The following is a 19,417-nucleotide window of genomic DNA, read 5'->3' on the forward strand; positions in this document are numbered from 1 at the left end:
CGGCCCTGCGCTCAGCCTCGCGGATGGTGGTTGGCGTGCAGTTGCTTGAGTTTCTCGCGCGCCACCAGGGTGTAGATCTGGGTCGTTGAGAGCGAGCTGTGGCCCAGCAGCATCTGCAGGGTGCGCAGGTCAGCGCCGTGGTTGAGCAGGTGGGTGGCGAAGCTGTGGCGCAGGCCGTGCGGGCTGATCTTTTGCGGATCAATGCCGGCACCGGTGGCGTAGCGCTTGACCAGCTGCCACAGCTGCTGCCGCGACAGCGCCTCGGCGTAGCCGTCGATGAAGACCGCATCGCGGACCGCGCGGCCGGCCAGGCGCGGACGTGCCTGGGCGAAATAACGCTCGACCCAGTACCGGGCCTCATCGCCCAGCGGCACCAGACGGTCGCGATTGCCCTTGCCTGTGACCCGCAGCACGCCCTGACGAAGGTTGATTGCGCCCATCGACAGGTCCGTCAGTTCGCTCGCGCGCAGCCCGCAGGCGTACATGAGTTCCAGCATCGCCCGGTCGCGCAGGCCGAGGTCGGTGCTGTCATCGGGCGCGGCCAGCAGAGCCTCGACCTGGCTCTCGCTGAGCGCCTTGGGCAGCAGGCGCGGCAGGCGCGGCGGTTCCAGCAGCGCAGTGGGGTCGTCGCGGCGTGCGCCGCGGCGGACCTGCCAGGCATGGAAGGCGCGCAGGCTCGACAGCAGGCGCGCGGTGCTGCGCGGCGAGTAGCGCTGGCGACTGCGCCATTGCAGGTAGTCGTAGAGCGCGGCGGGGTCGGTGCCGGCCAGCCCCCCGGCGCCGCCGTTGCGCCAGCGCGCGAACCCCTGCAGGTCCCGGCGGTAGCTGGCCAAGGTCGGTTTGGCGAGGCCGTTTTCGGCCCAGATCGCCTCCAGGAACGACTCGATCAGCAACGCATCGGCATCGGCCAGCGGCGGCTGCGCCATGGCCACCTGCCGGCGCTCGGCAGGCGTGGTCGGCGTGGGGGGAAGTGACGGGTCGCTCATGCAGGCAGCTTAGCGGAGCGGTCCGCGGCGGCGTGGCCTAGAATTCCGGGGCTTTCCGAGAATTGATGCCTCCCGATGCAATGCCGATGAATCCCACGTCCGCGCCTTCTACCCGCTCCCCGCGGCGTTCACAAATGCAGGCCTCCTCGCCGTTGCTGGGCTGGCGACTGCTCGCGCTGGTGTACGACTTCTTCCCGGCGCTGGGGCTGTGGCTGCTGGTCGCGGCGATGTTTGTCGCCGCCCACCACGATGCGATCACCGGCGGCCTGCTCGGCGCGCTGGAATTCATCGCGCTGTGGCTGGTCACTGCCGGTTACGCCATGGCCAGTTGGCGCTTCGGTGGCCAGACGCTGGGCATGCGCCCGTGGCGCCTGCAGGTGGTCGGCGCGGATGGAGACGTGCCGTCGTGGCGCGCGTTGCTTGGCCGCTACGCGGTCGGCAATCTCTCGCTGCTGCTGGGCGGGCTGGGGTTCTGGTGGGCGTTGTGGGACCGCGACGGGCTGACCTGGCACGACCGCGCCAGCGGCACCCGGATGCGGCGTCTGCCAAAGGCGGACTGAGAAGCGCTCAGCCCGAGCGCTTGCGGAACAGCAACATCGACACGCCGACCATGATCACCGTGGGCAAGGCGTACGCAACGCGGAAGTCGAACTTGAACGCGCTGGCCATCTTCACGAACTGGGTCTGCAGCAACCAGAACCCGAGTGCGAAAACGATGCCGATGAACAGCCGTTTGCCCAGCCCGCCGCTGCGCAGGCTGCCGAAGGCGAACGGGATCGCCGCCAGGCACAGTGCCAAGACGTTGAGCGGATAGAACCAGCGGCCCCAGTAATGCTCCTCGTAGTCGCTGGCGTCCAGACCGTTGCGCTGGCGGTAGGCGACCGATTCGTGCAGTTCGCGGGCGGTCAGATAGCGCGGCCGATCGATGTCGGCGCTCAGCGCGGTGGCGTCCAGCTGCGAGTCCCAGCGCTCCTCGGCGACCTGGGTGCGCGTCACCGAGTCGGCGTCAAAGGTGGTCCGGGTGACCTCGCGCAGCAGCCAGCCGCCGGGGCGATGCTCGGCGATCTTGGCGACCGCCAGCGACTGCAGCCGGCCGTCGTCCTCGAACTCGTACAGGCGCACGTCGTTCAGCTCCAGCCAGCGGTCATCGCCGTCGCTGCGCTCCTCGCCGCCCTCGGCATTGAGGATGATCGCGCCCTCGCGGGCCCACACGCCGGAGTAGCGCGCGACGATCAGGTTGTTGGACCGCGACGAGGCCTTGAGGATGTCCGCGTTGCGCTGGCCCAGCGGCGCCAGCGTCTCGCCATTGATGACCATCAACACGGTCAGCAGGGCCAGCGCGATCATCACCGCCAGGGTCATGCGCCGGCGGGAAAGCCCGATGGCCCGCAGCGCAGTGAGCTCCGAGGTGGCCGCCAGCTGCCCCAGCGCCATCAGGGCACCGATCACGGCCGCGGTCGGAAACAGCGTGTAGGCGTGGCGCGGGACGGTGTAGAGCACGTAGGTCAGCGCCTGGACGACGCCGTAACCGCCTTCGCCGACATTGCCGAACTCGCTGACCATCGACAGCATCATGTCCAGGCCCAGCAGCACCGCCCAGGTCAGCATCACCGTCGTCAGCACGGTGCGTGCGAGGTACAGGTCGTGGATCTTCGGAAAGCTCATCGCACGGCCCCTCATGGCGCTGCGCCCTTGCGCAGGCGCAGGCGCGGAATGGCGATCGCGCCGTCCTTGACGTACATCCACACCCCCACCGCCAGCAGCGGGAGCACCAGCCACCACAGCCCGAGCGCGGGGGGAATACGGCCGCTGGCCAGCCAGCCCTGGCCGACCTGCATCAGGTTCATGCCGATCAGGTAGGCGAAGAAGCCCATCATCGCGCCGCCGAACCGGGCCTGGCGCGGCGTGCTGCGCGCCAGCGGCACCGCCAGCAAGGCGAACGCCAGCGTCAGCAATGGCGGCGCCAGGCGTCCATGCAACTGGGCGATGGACGCCCGGCGCGGATCACCCAGCAACTCCAGCGTGGGCATCGTTCGCGGGTCATTCGGGTCGTAGCGCTCCTTGCCGGCCGGCAGGCGCACGTCGTTGCTGGCGTAGCGCATCAGGCGGTAGTCCTTGCCCCCATCCACCGGTCCCTCGACCTGGAAGCCGTTGTCCAGGGTGAGGTAGCGCTCACCGTCGTCCTCCACGCTCAGCGAGCCGGTGTTGGCGGTGGTGACGTCCAGCCGGCCCTCGTTCTGGCGGTAGATGAAGATGCGCTGGAAGCGGGTTCCATCACCGGACATCGAGCCGACATAGACCACACCGCCGCCGCCGGGAATCTCGGTGAAGCTGCCGGGCGACAGGCCGGAGATGACCAGGTTGCGGTTGGCTTCGTTGATCATCTGCCGCGACACGCGCTCGGCCTTGGGGCCCAGCCACAGCGAGCACAGCGCCACGATCACCACCACCGGCAGCACCAGCGCCATGACCGGGCGCAACAGGCGGACCGGACCGACGCCCATCGCGTGGATGACCGGCATTTCCGAGTCGCGGTAGAGCCGGCCGATGCCGAGCATCATCCCCAGCATCAGTGCCAATGGAAGGATCAGCGGCAGCCAGCTCAGCAGCACCAGGCCCAGCTGGCTGAGCATCAGCCCCGCCGGCAACCGCCCGGAGGCGATGTCCTTGAGCACATCGGTGATCACGCCGCCGACGCTGACGACGAGCAACACCACCAGCGTGGCGAAGGTGGATTGGGCGAGTTCGCTCAGCAGGTAACGGTCGAGCTTGAGCATCGGAGGCCTTGGACGTGTGCGCCACGCGGCGCTTTTTTAATAAGACAGGGGCTTGCTTTAGACTTGCAGGTTCGTTCGCTCGCTTCCAGCCTGGTCGAACCGGCCGGTATTGTCGCCCGGATCGGCGCTTTCCGCCGCCGCGACCGCGCGAACGCCTCCTCCCACTTCCCGGAATCTGCTGCATGGCCCTCGAATTCGACCTGAATCATGATGAGCTCGCCACCGTAAAGGCGGACTGCATCGTCGTCGGCGCTTACGCCGACAAGACCCTGAACGCCGCCGGCTCCGCGCTTGACAGCGCGACCAATGGCCGCCTGAAATCCCTCGTGGAGCGCGGCGACGCGAGCGGCAAGATCGGCAAGACCGCGATCGTCCACGACCTCGACGGCGTGACCGCGGCCCGAGTACTGATCGTCGGCCTGGGCGATGCCGACAAACTGGACGCCGCGCAGTACATCAAGGCCGTCGACGCCGCCGCGCGTGCGCTGAAGACCGGTCCGGTCGAGCATGCGGTCTTCGCGATCGCCGATGCGCGGATCAAGGGCCGCGATGGCGCCTGGGCCGTGCGTCAAGCCGCGATTGCCGCCGACCACGCCTGCTACACCTATACCGCCACCCTGGGCGAGAAGAACAAGGCCAAGGCCGGCGAGCCGGGCCTGCGCCGGGTCTCGGTCAGCGTGCCCTCGGGCATGGGCGATGCCTCCAAGGCGTTGGAGCAGGGCGCCTCGATCGCCGCCGGCGTCGCGTTTGCGCGCGAGCTGGGCAACCTGCCGCCCAACGTGTGCAACCCGGCGTACCTGGCCGACCAGGCGGTCGAGTTCGCCGGCCGCTCCGGCGACACCTCCTGCGAGGTGCTCGAAGACACGGACATGGAGAAGCTCGGCATGGGCTCGCTGCTCGCCGTCGCCCGCGGCTCGGCCAACCGCCCACGCCTGATCGCGATGAAGTACAACGGCGCCGGCGACGACAGCAAGCCCTACGTGCTGGTCGGCAAGGGTCTGACCTTCGACACCGGCGGCATCAACCTCAAGGTCCAGGGCGGCATCGAGGAGATGAAGTTCGACATGTGCGGCGGCGCCAGCGTGATGGGCACCTTCGTCGCCGTGGTCGGCATGAAGCTGAAGATCAACCTGGTGGCGATCGTGGCCGCCGTGGAGAACATGCCCGACGCCGACGCCTACCGTCCTTCGGACGTGCTGACCAGCATGTCGGGCACGACCATCGAGGTCGGCAACACCGACGCCGAGGGTCGCCTGGTGCTGTGCGATGCGCTGACCTGGTCGAAGAAATTCGAGCCGGTCGCGCTGGTCGACGTCGCCACCCTGACCGGGGCGTGCATGGTCGCGCTGGGCAAATATGCCAGCGGGCTGATGACCAAGACCGACGATCTGGCCGAGGAGTTGCTGGCGGCCGGCGAGAAGACCTACGACCGCGCCTGGCGCCTGCCGCTGTGGGACGAGTACCAGACGATGCTGGAGTCCAGCTTCGCCGACGTCTACAACATCGGCGGCCGCTGGGGCGGCGCGATCACCGCCGGCTGCTTCCTGTCGCGGTTCACCGAGGACCAGCGCTGGGCGCACCTGGACATCGCCGGCAGCGGCAGTGAGGAAGGCAAGCGCGGCATGTCCACCGGTCGCCCGGTCGGCCTGCTCAGCCAGTGGCTGATCGACCGCGCCGCGCAGTAAGCACCGACCGTGCGTGCCGATTTCTACCTGATCCAGAAGCCGCGGTTCCGCGAGGAGCCGCTGCTGCTGGTCTGCGAGCTGGCCCGCAAGGCCCAGCAGGCGGGGCAGGCGTGCATCGTGCTCGCGCGCGATGCCGCCCAGGCCGAGAAGCTCGACGACCTGCTGTGGTCCTTCGATCCGGACGCCTTCATCCCGCACCAGATCGTCGATCCGGACATGGAGGAGGGCGACGATGAGGAAATCGAGGTCCTCATCGCCGCGCCCGAGCACGACGTGGCCCTGCGTCCGCTGGTGATCAACCTGCGCGACGCGGCGGTGGATGGCGCGTTCGAGCGCGTGCTGGAGGTGGTGCCCGCCGACGATTCCGCGCGCGGCCCGCTGCGCCAGCGCTGGGTCCAGTACAAGGACCGCGGTTTCACCCTCAACAAGCACGACATGTAGCCGACGGCGCCCGGTCCACGGGTGCCTGTGTTCCCTTTTCCGCGACGATCCCGATGACCGACACCCTGGCCTCCAGCTACGACCCGACCCAGTTCGAAACCCGGCTGTACGAGCAGTGGGAGGCCAGCGGCGTGTTCAAGCCGAGCGGTCAGGGCGAGCCGTACAGCATCCTGCTGCCGCCGCCCAACGTCACCGGCACCCTGCACATGGGCCACGCCTTCCAGCACACCCTGCAGGACGCGCTGGTGCGCTACCACCGCATGCGCGGCTTCGACACCTTGTGGCAGGTCGGCAGCGACCACGCCGGCATCGCCACCGAGATGGTGGTGGCACGCAACCTGGGCGCGGAAGGCAAGGGCGAGACCCGCGACTCGCTCGGCCGGGACGGCTTCATCGACAAGGTCTGGCAGTGGAAACAGCAGTCCGGCGACACCATCGAGCGGCAGATGCGCCGCATCGGGGCCTCCGGCGACTGGTCGCGCAGCGTGTTCACCATGGATCCGATGGCAGCCGAGGCGGTCATCGAGGCCTTCGTGAAGCTGCACGAGCAAGGCCTGGTCTATCGGGGTCAAAGACTGGTCAACTGGGATCCGGTGCTGAAGACCGCGATCTCCGACCTGGAGGTCCTCAGCGAGGAGGAAGACGGTTTCCTGTGGTCGATCCGCTACCCGCTGGCCGACGGCGCCAGCTACGAACACGTCGAGCAAGACGCCGACGGCAACGAGACCCTGCGCGAGACGCGCGACTACCTGGTCGTTGCCACCACGCGCCCCGAGACCATGCTGGGCGACACCGCGGCGATGGTGCACCCGGACGACGCCCGCTATGCCGGCCTGGTCGGCAAGGACGTGGCCCTGCCGCTGACCGGGCGCGAGATCCCGGTGATCGCCGATGACTATGTCGACCGCGAGTTCGGCACCGGCGTGGTCAAGGTCACTCCGGCGCACGACTTCAACGACTACGCGGTCGGCCAGCGTCACGGCCTGCCGCTGATCAACATCTTCACCCCCGACGCGGCGACCAATGACGACGTTCCCGAGCCGTACCGCGGCCTGGACCGTTACGGGGCGCGCAAGGTCGTACTCGCCGATTTGGAGGCCCAGGGCCTGCTGGTGGAGACCAAACCGCACAAGCTGCAGGTGCCGCGCGGCGACCGTACCGGCCAGGTCATCGAGCCGTACCTGACCGACCAGTGGTTCGTGAAAATGGACACCCTGGCTCAGCGCGGCCTGGAGCTGGTCCAGGGCGTGGATGGCCAGCCGGGCGCAGTGAAGTTCGTGCCGCCCAACTGGATCAACACCTACCGCCACTGGATGGAGAACATCCAGGACTGGTGCATCAGCCGCCAGCTCTGGTGGGGCCACCGCATTCCCGCCTGGTACGGTGATGACGGGCGCATCTTCGTCGGCCGCGACGAGTCCGAAGCGCGTGCGTTGGCCGACGCGGCCGGCTACACCGGTGCGCTGCGCCAGGACGAGGACGTTCTGGAGACCTGGTTCTCCTCGTCGCTGTGGCCGTTCAGCACCATGGGCTGGCCGAATGCGCAGCGCATGGAGGAGCGCGGCTTCGAGCGTTTCGTGCCGTCCTCCGCGCTGGTCACCGGCTTCGACATCATCTTCTTCTGGGTCGCCCGGATGATCATGATGACCGACCACTTCACCGGCCAGGTGCCGTTCAAGGACGTCTACATCACCGGCCTGATCCGTGATGCGCACGGCCAGAAGATGTCCAAGTCCAAGGGCAACATCATCGATCCGCTGGACCTGATCGATGGCATCTCCGCCGATGACCTGGTCGCCAAGCGCACCACCGGCCTGATGCGGCCCACCGATGCCCCCAGGATCGAGAAGGCGACCCGCCGCGAGTTCCCGGAGGGTATTCCGGCGTTCGGCGCCGACGCGCTGCGCTTCACCATCGCCGCGCTGGCCACCCACGGTCGCGACATCCGCTTCGACATGGGCCGCGCCGAGGGCTACAAGAATTTCTGCAACAAGCTCTGGAACGCCACCCGGTTCGTGCTGATGAACACCGAGGGCGCAAGCTTCAGCGGCGTGCCGCAGCCGCAGACCGATGCCGGGCGCTGGATCCTGTCGCGGCTGGACCAGGCGGCCGCGCTGGCCGAAAAGCATTTCGCCGCCTACCGCTTCGACCTGCTGGCGCAGACCCTGTACGAGTTTGCCTGGAACGATTTCTGCGACTGGTTCGTCGAACTGGCCAAGCCGGCCCTGCACGGCGAGGACAGCGAGGCCGCCCGCAACACGCGCCACGTACTGCTGTACGTGCTGGAGCGGCTGCTGTGCCTGCTGCACCCGCTCATCCCGTTTGTCAGCGAGGAGCTGTGGCAGTCGGTGGCGCCGCGTCTGGGCATCGACGGCACCACGATCATGCTGCAGCCGTATCCACAGGCCGGCGACATCAGCGTCGACGACGCCGAGCGCGCAACCGCCGACGTGGAGTGGCTCAAGGCGATGGTGTCCGCGGTCCGGCGGGTGCGCAGCGAGCTCAACGTGGCGCCTTCCAAGCAGGTCACCCTGCTGCTGGCAGGCGCCTCCGACCGCGAGCGCGAGCGTACCGCCCGCTTCCATGGCTCGCTGTCGTTCCTGAACCGGCTGGAGCGCATCGAGTTCATCGATGACGTCGCCAACGCGCCGGCCGCGGCAACCGCGGTGGTCGGCGAACTCAAGCTGCTGGTCCCGCTGGAAGGGCTGGTCGACCTGGACGCGGAGCGTGCGCGGCTCGACAAGGAACTGAAAAAGGTCGAGGTCGAGATCGGCAAGTGCAAGGGCAAGCTGGCCAGCGAGACCTTCGTCAACAACGCGCCGCCGGCGGTGGTCGAGCAGGAGCGCAAGCGCCTGGGAGACTGGAACTCGCAGCGTGAGGCCTTGGCGGCGCAGCGAACCCGGCTGGGATAAGCTCCGCGGCGAGCGCTGGCAGGGTCCCCGTTTCGCAGGTTTCGCTTTTAGCCTTCGCCTTCGCACGGGCGCGGCTGGCCGTGCAGAAGACGCCGATCAGTCGTCGTTGAACAGTTCCAGTGCCATCACCAGGGCATCCTCGCGGCCCTTGCGCGCCGGGTAATATCGCGGCCGGCGGCCGATCTCGTTGAAACCCTCGTCGTGGTACAGCGCAATCGCGTGTGGATTGCTCGGCCGCACCTCCAGGAAGATGCGTTGTACGCGACGCGCCCGCGCGATCTGCAGCAGCACGTGCAGCAGTGCGCGGCCGTGGCCTTGGCCCTGCAGCTCGGGGGCGATGCAGATGTTGAGGATGTGCGCCTCGCCGGCGGCGATGCTGAGCAGGAAGTAGCCGACGATGGCGCCGTCGCGTTCGACCACCCGGGCCGGGTAGTCCGAGGCCAGGCAGTCACGGAAGATGCCCTGGGTCCACGGAAATTCGTAGGCGCGCACTTCCAGCGCGTGCACCGCAGCCAGGTCCTCCGGGCGCATCGGCCGGTGGGGCAGTGGTTGCAGGGAAGGTTCGGCAGCCATGCGCTCACCCGTTGCGGTTGCGGCGCGCCTTGCGCATCTGCTGCCACAACGAGCGCTTGGTCGCAGGTTCGGCGCGCAGGCGGACCAGGTCGATCCGCCAGGCCTGCGCTGCGACCTCGAACACAGGTGCCTCCATGCCGCTGGCGCGGAGGATCGCCAGCACGAGTGGGTCGTCGCTGGGCAGCAGCGTCGGGCGCGCTGCGCGCCGCGCGCCGCGGGCGGCTTCCAGCGCGGCTTTCTTCGCAGCCGCATCCGTGCGCGAGGCTCCGGCTGCCGGAGCACCGGCAGCCACTTCAGACGTCTCGCCCGGTTCCATGAGCGGTGTTGCTGGGGCCGGGCGCGAAGAGTGCTCCGGCCTGGTGTCCGCCCGGTCGCGAAGTGCATTGGGTGGCGTTCTGGCCGTCGGTTTCCCTCTGCTGGATTGCTGCGCCACTTCGCCCCCCGCTGCGCTGGACGCAGCGGCGAGCTTCTTCTCATCCAGCGTCGCTGGCTGCGCCTGCAGCGAAGGATCACCGGCCAGCAGTAAAACCGGATGCCCGAGTGCGTGCAGCCATTCGTGTTGCTGGAACGTCCACAGGCTCATGGCGTCGTCGCTTCCACCGGCGTTCGGCGCGCGCGCCGGTAGATGGCGTGTACCGGGCCCGACATCGCGTACAGCGCGATGATCGCGAGCAGCACCCGCGGCGGATCAATGGCGATGGCCGCCACCACCGCGACCACCACCAGCACGGAAAGGAACGGCAGGCGGTCGTGCTTGGGTCCGCCACCCTTGAAGCTGAAGTAGCGGATCGGACTGACCATCAGCAACGCCGCGACGACGGTGGCGAACACGGCCAGATAGCGCAGTTCGACCCCCGAGTAGCCCATCGCGAAACAGGTCCAGACGAAGCTTGCGAGCAGACCGGCGGCAGCCGGGCTGGCCAGGCCGATGAACCAGCGCTTGTCGACCTGGCCGACCTGGGAGTTGAACCGCGCCAGCCGCAGCGCTGCGCAGGCGGCATACAGGAACGCCGCCACCCAGCCGATCTTGCGCGCGGTGACGCCGTCCAGCGACATGGAGGCCAGCGACCAGTGATACATCACCAGCGCCGGGGCCAGGCCGAAGCTGATCAGGTCGGCCAGTGAGTCGTATTGCACGCCGAATTCGCTCTGGGTGTTGGTCAGACGCGCCACCCGGCCGTCCAGCCCATCGAGGATGGCGGCGACGAAAATCGCGATGCAGGCATTGTCGAAATGCCCCTGGGTCGCGGAGATGATGGCGTAAAAGCCGGCAAACAGGCCGCCCGTGGTGAACAGGTTGGGCAACAGGTAGATACCGCGGGGGCGCTGGCGTGGCGGGGGGGTAATCGGTTGCGTAGGTTCCATTTCAGCAGTCTAGCGCTTGCTTGCGTTGCGGCGGGATGCTGCAATCATGGCAATGCCATCCCCCAACACCGCAATGGAAGCTCTCATGACCGGTCTGCCTGCTCTGCCTGTACGTCGTCTCGCGGCCTGCCTGTGCCTCGCCTTCCTGATGGTGGCGTTGCCGCTCTCGGCCGGTGAGCTGTTCCAGTGGAAGGATGCCAGCGGGGTCACCCATTACTCCGATGCGCCGCCGCCCAACGGCAAATACCAGAATCGGCGTATCACCGACGCGGGCGCGGGCACCGCCAGCGAAGCCGCCGCGCAGGCGCCGGCGGAGAACGCCCAGTGCACTACCGCGCGCGCCAACCTGGCGCTGCTTGAGGGCGACGGCCCGATCCAGATGCAGGGCAGTGATGGCAATGGCGATGGCACCGCCATGAACGCAGAACAGCGCGAAGCGCAGAAGCAACTGGCCCAGGCAGCGATCAACGCCTACTGCAACGGCGCTTCCGACCAGTAACAAGCTCCCACAGGCCTCGCCCGAGCTTCGCCCGGCCGCGCGCGCCTGCACGGGCTGACTTACAATGGTCGGCCCGTCGACCTGTGGTTTTCCGCACATGATCGTGCTCGAGGGCGCCTCCGCCCTGTCTGCGTTCCGACGCGAACGTCTCCAAGCCCGGCTGCAGAGCCACCACCCCGACGTGCGCCTGCTGGGCGCCTGGCCGGTGTACTGGGTCAAGCCCGACCGGGGCGCACAGGTGGATGGACCCGTTCTGGGCCGGATCCTTCAGGCGGGGCCGGAATTTGCGGCCCGCCAGGACGAGGCGGTGTCGCGCTTCGTCACGCCGCGCCTGGGAACCCTGTCGCCGTGGGCGAGCAAGGCGACCGAGCTGGTTCGTGATGCCGGGCTGCCGGTGTATCGCGTCGAGCACGGCACCCGCTTCGACCTGGCCGGCTGGCCGGAGGATCCCGCGGTCTGCGAGCGGCTCGCCGCCGAGCTGCACGACCCGATGACCCAGTCGCTGCTGTCCTCCCGGGAGGCGGCGCTGGCGCTGTTCGAGGTTCCGCAGAAGGTCGCGCTGGAACGGATCGAGCTGGACGGGCTGGAGGCCGCCAACAGCCGTCTCGGCCTGGCCCTGGCCGATGACGAGATCGCCTACCTGCGCGAGCGTTATGCGGAGCTGGGCCGCGCGCCATCCGACGTCGAGCTGATGATGTTCGCCCAGGCGAACTCGGAGCACTGCCGGCACAAGATCTTCAACGCCAGTTGGACGATCGATGGCATCGACCAGCCGATCTCGCTGTTCGGGATGATCAAGCACACCCACGCGACCACGCCGCAGCACACCCTGTCGGCGTACAGCGACAACGCGGCCGTGGTGGCGGGCTACCCCAGCCAGCGCTTCCGGCCCGATCCGATCAGCGCTGCCTATCGCCTCGAGGCGGTGGTGGATTCCGCGTTCTGCATCAAGGTCGAGACCCACAACCACCCCACGGCGATCTCGCCCTTTGCCGGCGCTGCGACCGGGGCAGGCGGCGAGATCCGCGACGAGGGCGCCACCGGCCGCGGCGGCAAGCCCAAGGCCGGCCTGTGCGGTTTTACCGTCTCGCACCTGCGCATCCCGACCTTGCCGCAGCCGTGGGAAGGCGAGCGCGCACTCAACCCGCGTATGGCCAGTGCGCTGGAGATCATGCTCGACGGCCCGCTGGGCGCGGCGGCGTTCAACAACGAATTCGGCCGCGCCAATCTGACCGGCTACTTCCGCAGCTTCGAACTGGCCGATGCCGCCACCGACGCGACGACGCTGACGCGCGCCTACGACAAGCCGATCATGCTCGCCGGCGGCCTGGGCGCGATGGACCGCATCCAGGTCGAGAAGCTCGGCCTCAAGCCCGGGCATGCGGTGGTGGTACTGGGCGGGCCGTCGATGCTGATCGGCCTTGGCGGCGGTGCCGCCAGTTCGGTGGCCTCCGGCGACAGCGACGAGGCAGTGGACTTTGCCAGCGTCCAGCGCGACAACCCGGAGATGGAACGGCGCTGCCAGGAAGTCATCGACAGCTGCGTGGCGCTCGGCGCGGACAACCCGATCGACACGGCACACGATGTCGGCGCAGGTGGCCTCTCCAACGCGATCCCCGAGCTGCTGCACGACTCCCGCCTGGGCGGGGTCATCGACCTGGCCAAGGTGCCCAGCGACGACCCGTCCCTGTCGCCGATGCAGCTGTGGTGCAACGAATCCCAGGAGCGCTACGTGCTCGGCATCGCCGCCGACCGCGTGGCCGAGTTTGCGGCGATCTGCGAGCGCGAGCGCTGCCCGTTCGCCGTGGTCGGCCATGCGACCGCCAATGAGCGGCTGGTGGTGGGCTACGGGGTGACGGTCGACACCATCTACGGCGCGGACGGCGCCACGGCCGCTGCGGATGCCCGGGTTGCGGCGAACGCTGCCGGCCACCCGATCGACCTGCCGATGGACGTGCTGTTCGGCAAGGCGCCCAAGATGCATCGCGACACCCGCCGCCCCGCCGCGCCGGCCTGGCCATCGCTGGCCTGGGACGGCCTGGACCTGCGCGACGCCGCCCTGCGCGTGCTCGCCCACCCGGTGGTTGCGGCCAAGCAGTTCCTGATCACCATCGGCGACCGCAGCGTTGGCGGCCTGACCGCGCGCGACCAGATGGTCGGCCCGTGGCAGGTGCCGGTGGCCGATTGCGCGATCACGTTTGCCGGTTTCAGCGGCTTTGCCGGTGAGGCCATGGCGATCGGCGAGCGCACCCCGCTGGCATTGCTGGACGCCGCGGCGTCCGCGCGCATGGCCGTTGGCGAGGCGATTACCAACCTGTGCGCGGCGCCGGTGGAATCGCTGGACCGGATCAAGCTGTCCGCCAACTGGATGGCCGCCGCCGGTCACGACGGCGAAGACGCCCTGCTGTTCGATGCCGTCAAGGCGATGGGCATGGAGCTGTGCCCGCAGATCGAGTTGAGCATTCCGGTCGGCAAGGACTCGCTCTCAATGCAGGCGCAATGGGACGCGGACGGTACGTCGCATAAGTCCGTATCGCCGGTGTCGCTGGTGGTCAGCGCGTTTGCGCCGGTCACCGACGTACGCCGCCAGTTGACGCCGCTGCTGAGCTCCGGCCAGGACTCCGAGCTGTGGCTCATCGGTCTGGGCGCAGGCAAGCAGCGCATGGGCGGTTCGGTGCTGGCGCAGGTCCATCCGCACGCCACGGCCGGCGGCAGCGCGCTGCCGGCGTTTGCCGGGCAGTCGTCCGAGGACGGCCGCCGGACCTCGGGCGTGCCGGACCTGGACGATCCGGAGCGCCTGCGCGCCTTCTTCGAACTGATCCGCGACGCTCGCGCCGCCGGCCTGCTGCAGGCCTACCACGACCGTTCCGACGGCGGTGCGTTCGCCACCCTGTGCGAGATGGCGTTCTGCTCGCACACCGGCCTGGACATCAACTTGGACGGCTGGGGCGAGGACGCGTTCCGGACGCTGTTCAACGAAGAACTGGGCGCGGTCGTGCAGGTCAACGCGCACGACCGCGTCGAGTTCGCCGACCTGCTGGCCAGCCACGGACTGGTCGATTGCGCCCAGCGCATCGCGCGGCCAAGCACCGCGGCGGGCATCCGCGTGCACGGCGGCGGCGAGTTGCTGGCGCAGTGGGCGTGGGACGAACTGTTCGATGCCTGGTGGTCGACCACCCACGCGATGCAGAAGCTCCGCGACAACCCCGAGTGCGCCGACCAGGAACGCGCGGCGATGCGCGATTTCAATGCGCCCGGCCTGTCACCGAAGCTGTCCTTCGATCCGGCCGAGGATGTGGCCGGCGCCTTCGTGCACGTTCAGCGCAGGCCGCGGGTGGCAATCCTGCGCGAGCAGGGCGTCAACGGCCAGATCGAGATGGCCGCGGCGTTCGACCGCGCCGGTTTCGAGGCCGTCGACGTGCACATGAGCGACCTGATCAGCGGCCGGCTCGCGCTGGACGGATTCAAGGGCCTCGCCGCCGGCGGCGGTTTCAGCTACGGCGACGTGCTCGGCGCGGGCCGCGGATGGGCCACCTCGATCCTGGAGCACGCGGCCTTGCATGACGGTTTTTCCGCATTCTTCCAGCGCGAGGACACGTTCACCCTGGGAATCTGCAACGGCTGCCAGATGCTGAGCCAGTTGGGCTCGATCATCCCGGGAGCGGGCCATTGGCCGCGGTTCCTGCGCAACCGCAGCGAGCAGTTCGAGGCCCGCCTCAGCCTGCTGGAGATCGCCGTCTCGCCGTCGATCTTCATGGCCGGCATGGCCGGCTCGCGGATTCCCGTGGTGGTCTCGCACGGCGAGGGCCGCGCGGCGTTCGCCGATCCGGCCGACCAGACGGCGGCGCACCCGGTTGCGCGCTATGTCGCCGCGGGTGGACAGCCGGCGGTGGATTATCCGGCCAACCCGAACGGCTCGACCGATGCGATCGCCGCGGTGACCAGTACCGATGGCCGGGCGACGATCCTGATGCCGCATCCCGAGCGCACCCTGCGCACCGCCAACCTGAGTTGGGCCCCCTCGGAGTGGAGCGAGGATTCGCCGTGGCTGCGGATGTTCCGCAACGCGCGCGCGTTCACCGGCTGAGTTTCCAGGACGGGGCGGGCACTCCGCCCCGCCCCGTCTTTTTTCCGCGCTTTTGCCCGATTGTCCGGAGCGGCTCCCCGACGACGTACACCCCTGCAAGCAACGGCCACTCACCGGCCAGGGTTGCGCGGAGGCATTTCGATGGGGGTCGTGATGCAGGCGTTGGGAAAAGGAGGCCGCCGCGGCCCCAGGTTTGGCGCCGGGGTCGCCAACGCGCACGCAGTTGTGGGCGTGATGGCCCTGGTGCTGGCGGCACTGGCCGGCTGCGCGGCCGATCACGGCGCTGCAGTTCCCGAAGCCGCGCTGCTGCAGCCCGCAGATGACCTGCGCAGCGCACCCTGCACGGTGGTGACAAGGGATATGGTGTCTGCCGCTTTCTCCATCGATCCCGCGCTGATCGAGCAGTCCTCGATGTCGTCGCTGTGCGTCTATCGCTGGGAGGGCGGGGACGAACTGCTGGATGTCACCGTCCACGTCACTGCCGTGGAACCGGATGAGCGGCACGCGCGGGCGGCGTTCGAGGACGTGACGTCTGGCCGGGGCACCGGGTCATCGTCCCGGGACGTCGGGCCCTTCGAGGATGTGGATGATGTCGGCGACCAGGCCCGGTTCGACACCGTCAACAGCGACCTGCACGTCCTCAATGACCGGGTCTATTTCACCCTCAACGCCTATTTCGGCCCGGCGATGGAGCTGGCGACATCGCCCGGGCAGCCGGCGAACGCCATCGACGCGCGCACGCAATGGTGGCAGGCCACGCTGCCGCAGCGCCGTCATGGGGCGCAGACGCTGGCATCGGTCTGGATGGACGAGCACAGGCGCCGCTGAACCGTCCCGGGCCACCGCGTGACCGCCGATGACGCGCGGCGTTTCCTCCCTCCCGAGCCCACCCTTGGGCCGCGTGCGCGACAGCGGTGTATCCTCCGGCCCAAGGGAAGGCGACACAGGTATCTGTCGCGCATTTGCGAGGAGGGACTCCGGGATGGAGAAGGGGAGCGGACCGGGTCGACCCGGAACGGACGATGAGCTTGAGCCGGACATGGCCGGTGCGGGCGCCGCCGAACTGGCGCCGCTGTTGTATCCGGACCTGCGCCGGGCGGCGCGGGGCATACGTGCCCGCTCGTCGGGCAGCGCGCTGCAGACGACCGCCTTGATCCATGAGGCCTACCTGAAGATGGCCAGCGTCGGGCCGTGGAAGTCGCATCGGCACTTCCTGGCATCTGCCGCGGTGGCAATGCGCCACGTAATGGTCGATGAGGCGCGATCCCGATTGCGACTGTGCCGGGGGGAGGGCCGGACCCCCATCTCACTGGATGATCCCGACAACTACACGCAGGCGCAGCAAGCGCTGATGGTTACCGAGTCGGAAACGCGCGTAGTGGTGGGCGATGCGGTCGAGCAGCTGGCGGCGATCGAGCCGCGCATGGCCAGGGTGGTCGAGTGCCGGTATTTCGCGGGCTACACCGAAGTGGAAACCGCCGACATCCTCGGCGTCACCGAGCGCACCGTGCGCCGGGACTGGATCAAGGCGCGCGCGTGGCTGCAAAAGGAATTGGGAGACTACCGCGGCGTAACCGATCCGGCGGACGAGGGCGCGACGTCCTGAGCCGATGGAGGCGGTTGCGGCAAGAGGCGTCTGCAGCGAGCTTCGTGTCCGCGCTCATTCGCGCCATTGCTGCTGGAGCGCGTCCAGCTGCGCCAGGTGGGCGGCACCGGCCGGGCCCATCGCCTGCAAGCGCTCCCGCGCCAGCTTGAGAGCGGCGGTCGCCCGCTCGGCGCTTCCCTCGCCGTGCTCGACCCGTGCGCGGGAGATCTCGAGCATCGCCGCGAACGGATGCTCCGTGCCGAAGGTCTCCATGATCGAGGGTCCCAGGCTGTCGAGCTTGGCGCGCGCCTCCGCGATCTCGCCGCGCCCGACCATCGCATCGACCAGCCCCAGGCCCGCGGCCAGCGCGATCGTGCCGGTCTCGCCGCCCGCATGCTCGCGTCCCATCGCAATCGCTTCGCGCAGCAGAGGGACGGCCTCGTCGTGGCGACCCAACTGGACGAGTGTCTTGCCCAGGTTGTTCATCAGGGCTGCCAGCGCACCGGACGGCCCGTAGAGCTTGCGACGCAACTCCAGCGCGCGGTAGAAGATTTCCGCAGCCTCTTCGCGGCGGCCCGATTGCACGGCGGCACTGGCCCAGTTGTTCAGCGTATTGAGTGCGTCGGAACTGTTTTCCTGGCCGAGCGTCTGCCAGATGGCGTGTGCGTGCTTCAACTGGACGATCGCGTCGTCCAGCCGTCCCAGCTGGTAATACGCCAGACCGAGGTTGTTGATCAGCACCGCGGTGTCACGGTGCTGCAGGCCCGACAGTTCGACGCGTTCAGGGAGCGCCTCCTCCAACGTGCGCAGGGCAAGCTCGGCATCCCCCTGTGCCCTTTCGATCTGCGATTGCAGCAGACGGCTGTCCAGCAACTCCGCGCGGAACCTGTCGGGTCCGGCCTTCCAGAACGTCTGCGCCTGGTCGAGCAGGTCGCGCGCCTGGGCAGTCTGGCTCTCGCGGAAGCTGACCTGCGCCAGGTCGTGCATCGCCATCGCGCGCACGTGCTCGGCGACACCGGCATCGTCGCGCAGCAGGCGCACCAGCAGCGGGCGTGCGCCGGTGTAGTCGTTGATCTGGAAGTACAGCTCGGCCAGGGCCAAAGCGACGTCCGCGTAACTTTCCGGATCGTCGGCGAACTCCTCGTGGACGCGCTCGGCGGCGCGATCGAGCACCGACTTGGCGGTGACTTCCTCATGCTCCTGGGTGCCGCTGGCGGAGCGGAACATCAGCGTCAGGTACTGGCGCACGGCGTTGTTGCGCACCGCTTCGCGGCGCGCGTGGTCGCGCTCGATGGTGGCCTGGCGGCCCTGCCACGCGACCCCCACGAGACCCAGCGCGAGACTGGCGAACACGGCCGCGGCCAGCGCGTAGGCGACGCGGTGGCGGCGGATCCGGCAGCCCATCCGGTAGCGGAGCGTCTGGTTCCTCGCGGCCACCGGGTGCTGCGCCAGATGTGCTCGCATGTCCGAGGCCAGCTCGTCCACCGTGCGGTAGCGCTGCGCCGGATCGACCTGCAGCGCTTTCAGCACGATCGCATCCAGATCGCCGCGCAGCGATTTGCGCAGCGCACCGTCGACCCGGGTGCTCGGCGCTTGTGGCGCCGGCAGGGAGAGCCGTTCAAGGGCGCGGATCTGCGGCGCGCCTGTCAGCTGCCAGGGGCGTTCGCCGGTCAGCAGCTCATGGAGGATCACGCCCAGCGAATAGACATCGGTTGCAGTGGAGACCGGAGCGCCGGTGAGTTGCTCGGGCGCGCAGTAATCGGGCGAGGCGTGGGCGGAGGGAGTGACCTCGCCATCGCGCTCGCGGGCCGGTGCCAGGTGCTTGGCGATGCCGAAATCCAGCAGCTTCAGCCGCCCCTCGGGCGTTACCAGCATGTTGCCCGGCTTGAGGTCGCGGTGGATGACCAGGTGCTGATGGGCGTGGCCGACCGCCTCGCAGGCCTGCAGGACCAGCGCCAGCTTGTCCGTCAGTCCCAGTCCCGCGACCCGTGTCAGGGGCACCCCTTCCACGTACTCCATTACCGCGAAAGGGACACCCTTGAATTCGCCACCGTCGAGCAGATGGGCGATGCCGGGATGCTCCAGCCCCGCGAGGATCTGGCGTTCGGCGACGAAGCCGGCACGGTCCTCCGCCGACTCCATTCGCATCAACAGCTTGAGTGCGGCGCGCTGGTCAAAGTCCTCGCCAAAGCGGTGGGCCATGTAGACCTCGCCCATGCCGCCACGACCGAGCAGCTCGTCGATCTCCCAGCGCCCCACGCGGGTTCCCGGCGCCAGCAGCGGGGGCAGGGGCGCGCGTAACGCGTCAGCGTCGACGGTGTGGGTGTCCGCGTCGTGCAGCAGCGCCTCCACCTGGGCGCGGATTGCCGCATCGGGTTCCAATTCCCCCAATTGGCTGGCACGGGCTTCCGGTGCCAGTTCGACAACCAGGTCGAACAGCTCCCACACGCGTTGCATCCGCTTTGCGTCCTGCATCGAACCCTTCCCCGTTTCCCTGATGGGGGTAC

Annotated in this window: 15 protein-coding genes; 8 read left to right on the forward strand and 7 right to left on the reverse strand. The window is 68.7% G+C overall.

What is annotated here, in order from left to right; genetic code table 11:
* Positions 1–11 precede the first annotated feature (11 nt).
* Complete coding sequence (xerD, locus tag INQ42_RS02175; protein ID WP_194034965.1) at positions 12–986, reverse strand: site-specific tyrosine recombinase XerD; 975 nt, start codon at positions 984–986, stop codon at positions 12–14.
* Positions 987–1,120: 134 nt separating this feature from the next.
* Between xerD and INQ42_RS02180 the strand changes: the two genes are divergently transcribed.
* A complete protein-coding gene (locus tag INQ42_RS02180; RefSeq protein WP_194034966.1) occupies positions 1,121–1,546 on the forward strand; it encodes an RDD family protein in 426 nt (141 codons plus the stop codon).
* A 7-nt stretch (positions 1,547–1,553) separates the two neighbouring features.
* On the opposite strand, the gene lptG is transcribed toward INQ42_RS02180, so the two are convergent.
* Together lptG and lptF are read right to left on the reverse strand one after the other, a co-directional pair.
* Positions 1,554–2,651 carry an LPS export ABC transporter permease LptG gene (gene lptG / locus INQ42_RS02185; RefSeq protein ID WP_407070779.1) on the reverse strand — a complete coding sequence of 366 codons (1,098 nt, stop codon included), beginning with the start codon at positions 2,649–2,651 and terminating at the stop codon, positions 1,554–1,556.
* Positions 2,652–2,662: 11 nt separating this feature from the next.
* A complete protein-coding gene (gene lptF / locus INQ42_RS02190) occupies positions 2,663–3,763 on the reverse strand; it encodes an LPS export ABC transporter permease LptF (RefSeq protein ID WP_194034968.1) in 1,101 nt (366 codons plus the stop codon).
* Between the two features lie 182 nt (positions 3,764–3,945).
* Here lptF and INQ42_RS02195 point away from each other — a divergent pair, with 182 nt between their 5' ends.
* Genes INQ42_RS02195 through INQ42_RS02205 form a run of 3 tightly spaced genes read left to right on the forward strand, consistent with a single transcriptional unit; the run spans position 3,946 to position 8,801 of the window.
* Positions 3,946–5,448, forward strand: coding sequence for a leucyl aminopeptidase (locus INQ42_RS02195; protein ID WP_194034969.1), 1,503 nt, complete (start codon positions 3,946–3,948; stop codon positions 5,446–5,448).
* Between the two features lie 9 nt (positions 5,449–5,457).
* On the forward strand, positions 5,458–5,889 hold the full coding sequence (locus tag INQ42_RS02200; protein ID WP_194034970.1) for a DNA polymerase III subunit chi: 432 nt from the start codon (positions 5,458–5,460) through the stop codon (positions 5,887–5,889).
* Between the two features lie 53 nt (positions 5,890–5,942).
* Entirely contained in the window at positions 5,943–8,801 is a 2,859-nt protein-coding gene (locus INQ42_RS02205) for a valine--tRNA ligase (RefSeq protein WP_194034971.1), read from the forward strand.
* A gap of 96 nt (positions 8,802–8,897) precedes the next feature.
* On the opposite strand, the gene rimI is transcribed toward INQ42_RS02205, so the two are convergent.
* From rimI to pssA, 3 genes are read right to left on the reverse strand one after another with little or no spacing between them, the layout of a single operon-like run.
* Positions 8,898–9,374 carry a ribosomal protein S18-alanine N-acetyltransferase gene (gene rimI / locus INQ42_RS02210; protein ID WP_194034972.1) on the reverse strand — a complete coding sequence of 159 codons (477 nt, stop codon included), beginning with the start codon at positions 9,372–9,374 and terminating at the stop codon, positions 8,898–8,900.
* A gap of 4 nt (positions 9,375–9,378) precedes the next feature.
* Complete coding sequence (locus INQ42_RS02215; RefSeq protein WP_194034973.1) at positions 9,379–9,957, reverse strand: hypothetical protein; 579 nt, start codon at positions 9,955–9,957, stop codon at positions 9,379–9,381.
* Positions 9,954–10,739 (reverse strand): CDP-diacylglycerol--serine O-phosphatidyltransferase, encoded by a 786-nt coding sequence (gene pssA, locus INQ42_RS02220; protein WP_194034974.1) that lies wholly within the window; start codon positions 10,737–10,739, stop codon positions 9,954–9,956. Before pssA ends, INQ42_RS02215 begins: the two co-directional genes overlap by 4 nt.
* 85 nt (positions 10,740–10,824) lie before the next feature.
* On the opposite strand from pssA, the gene INQ42_RS02225 reads away from it, so the two are divergent.
* The 4 genes from INQ42_RS02225 to INQ42_RS02240 all read left to right on the forward strand — a co-directional run bounded on the left by INQ42_RS02225 (position 10,825) and on the right by INQ42_RS02240 (position 16,931).
* Entirely contained in the window at positions 10,825–11,238 is a 414-nt protein-coding gene (locus INQ42_RS02225; RefSeq protein WP_194034975.1) for a DUF4124 domain-containing protein, read from the forward strand.
* Between the two features lie 97 nt (positions 11,239–11,335).
* Positions 11,336–15,325, forward strand: coding sequence for a phosphoribosylformylglycinamidine synthase (gene purL / locus INQ42_RS02230; protein WP_194034976.1), 3,990 nt, complete (start codon positions 11,336–11,338; stop codon positions 15,323–15,325).
* A 141-nt stretch (positions 15,326–15,466) separates the two neighbouring features.
* A complete protein-coding gene (locus INQ42_RS02235) occupies positions 15,467–16,153 on the forward strand; it encodes a hypothetical protein (protein ID WP_194034977.1) in 687 nt (228 codons plus the stop codon).
* A gap of 154 nt (positions 16,154–16,307) precedes the next feature.
* Entirely contained in the window at positions 16,308–16,931 is a 624-nt protein-coding gene (locus INQ42_RS02240; protein WP_194034978.1) for an ECF-type sigma factor, read from the forward strand.
* Positions 16,932–16,985: 54 nt separating this feature from the next.
* Here INQ42_RS02240 and INQ42_RS02245 read toward each other — a convergent pair whose 3' ends face one another.
* The gene (locus INQ42_RS02245) at positions 16,986–19,385 is read right to left on the reverse strand and encodes a serine/threonine-protein kinase (protein WP_194034979.1); all 2,400 of its coding nucleotides are present in this window, start codon (positions 19,383–19,385) and stop codon (positions 16,986–16,988) included.
* Between the last annotated feature and the right edge of the window lie 32 nt (positions 19,386–19,417).

It is taken from the genome of Lysobacter avium (assembly GCF_015209745.1).
GTDB lineage: Bacteria > Pseudomonadota > Gammaproteobacteria > Xanthomonadales > Xanthomonadaceae > Novilysobacter > Novilysobacter avium.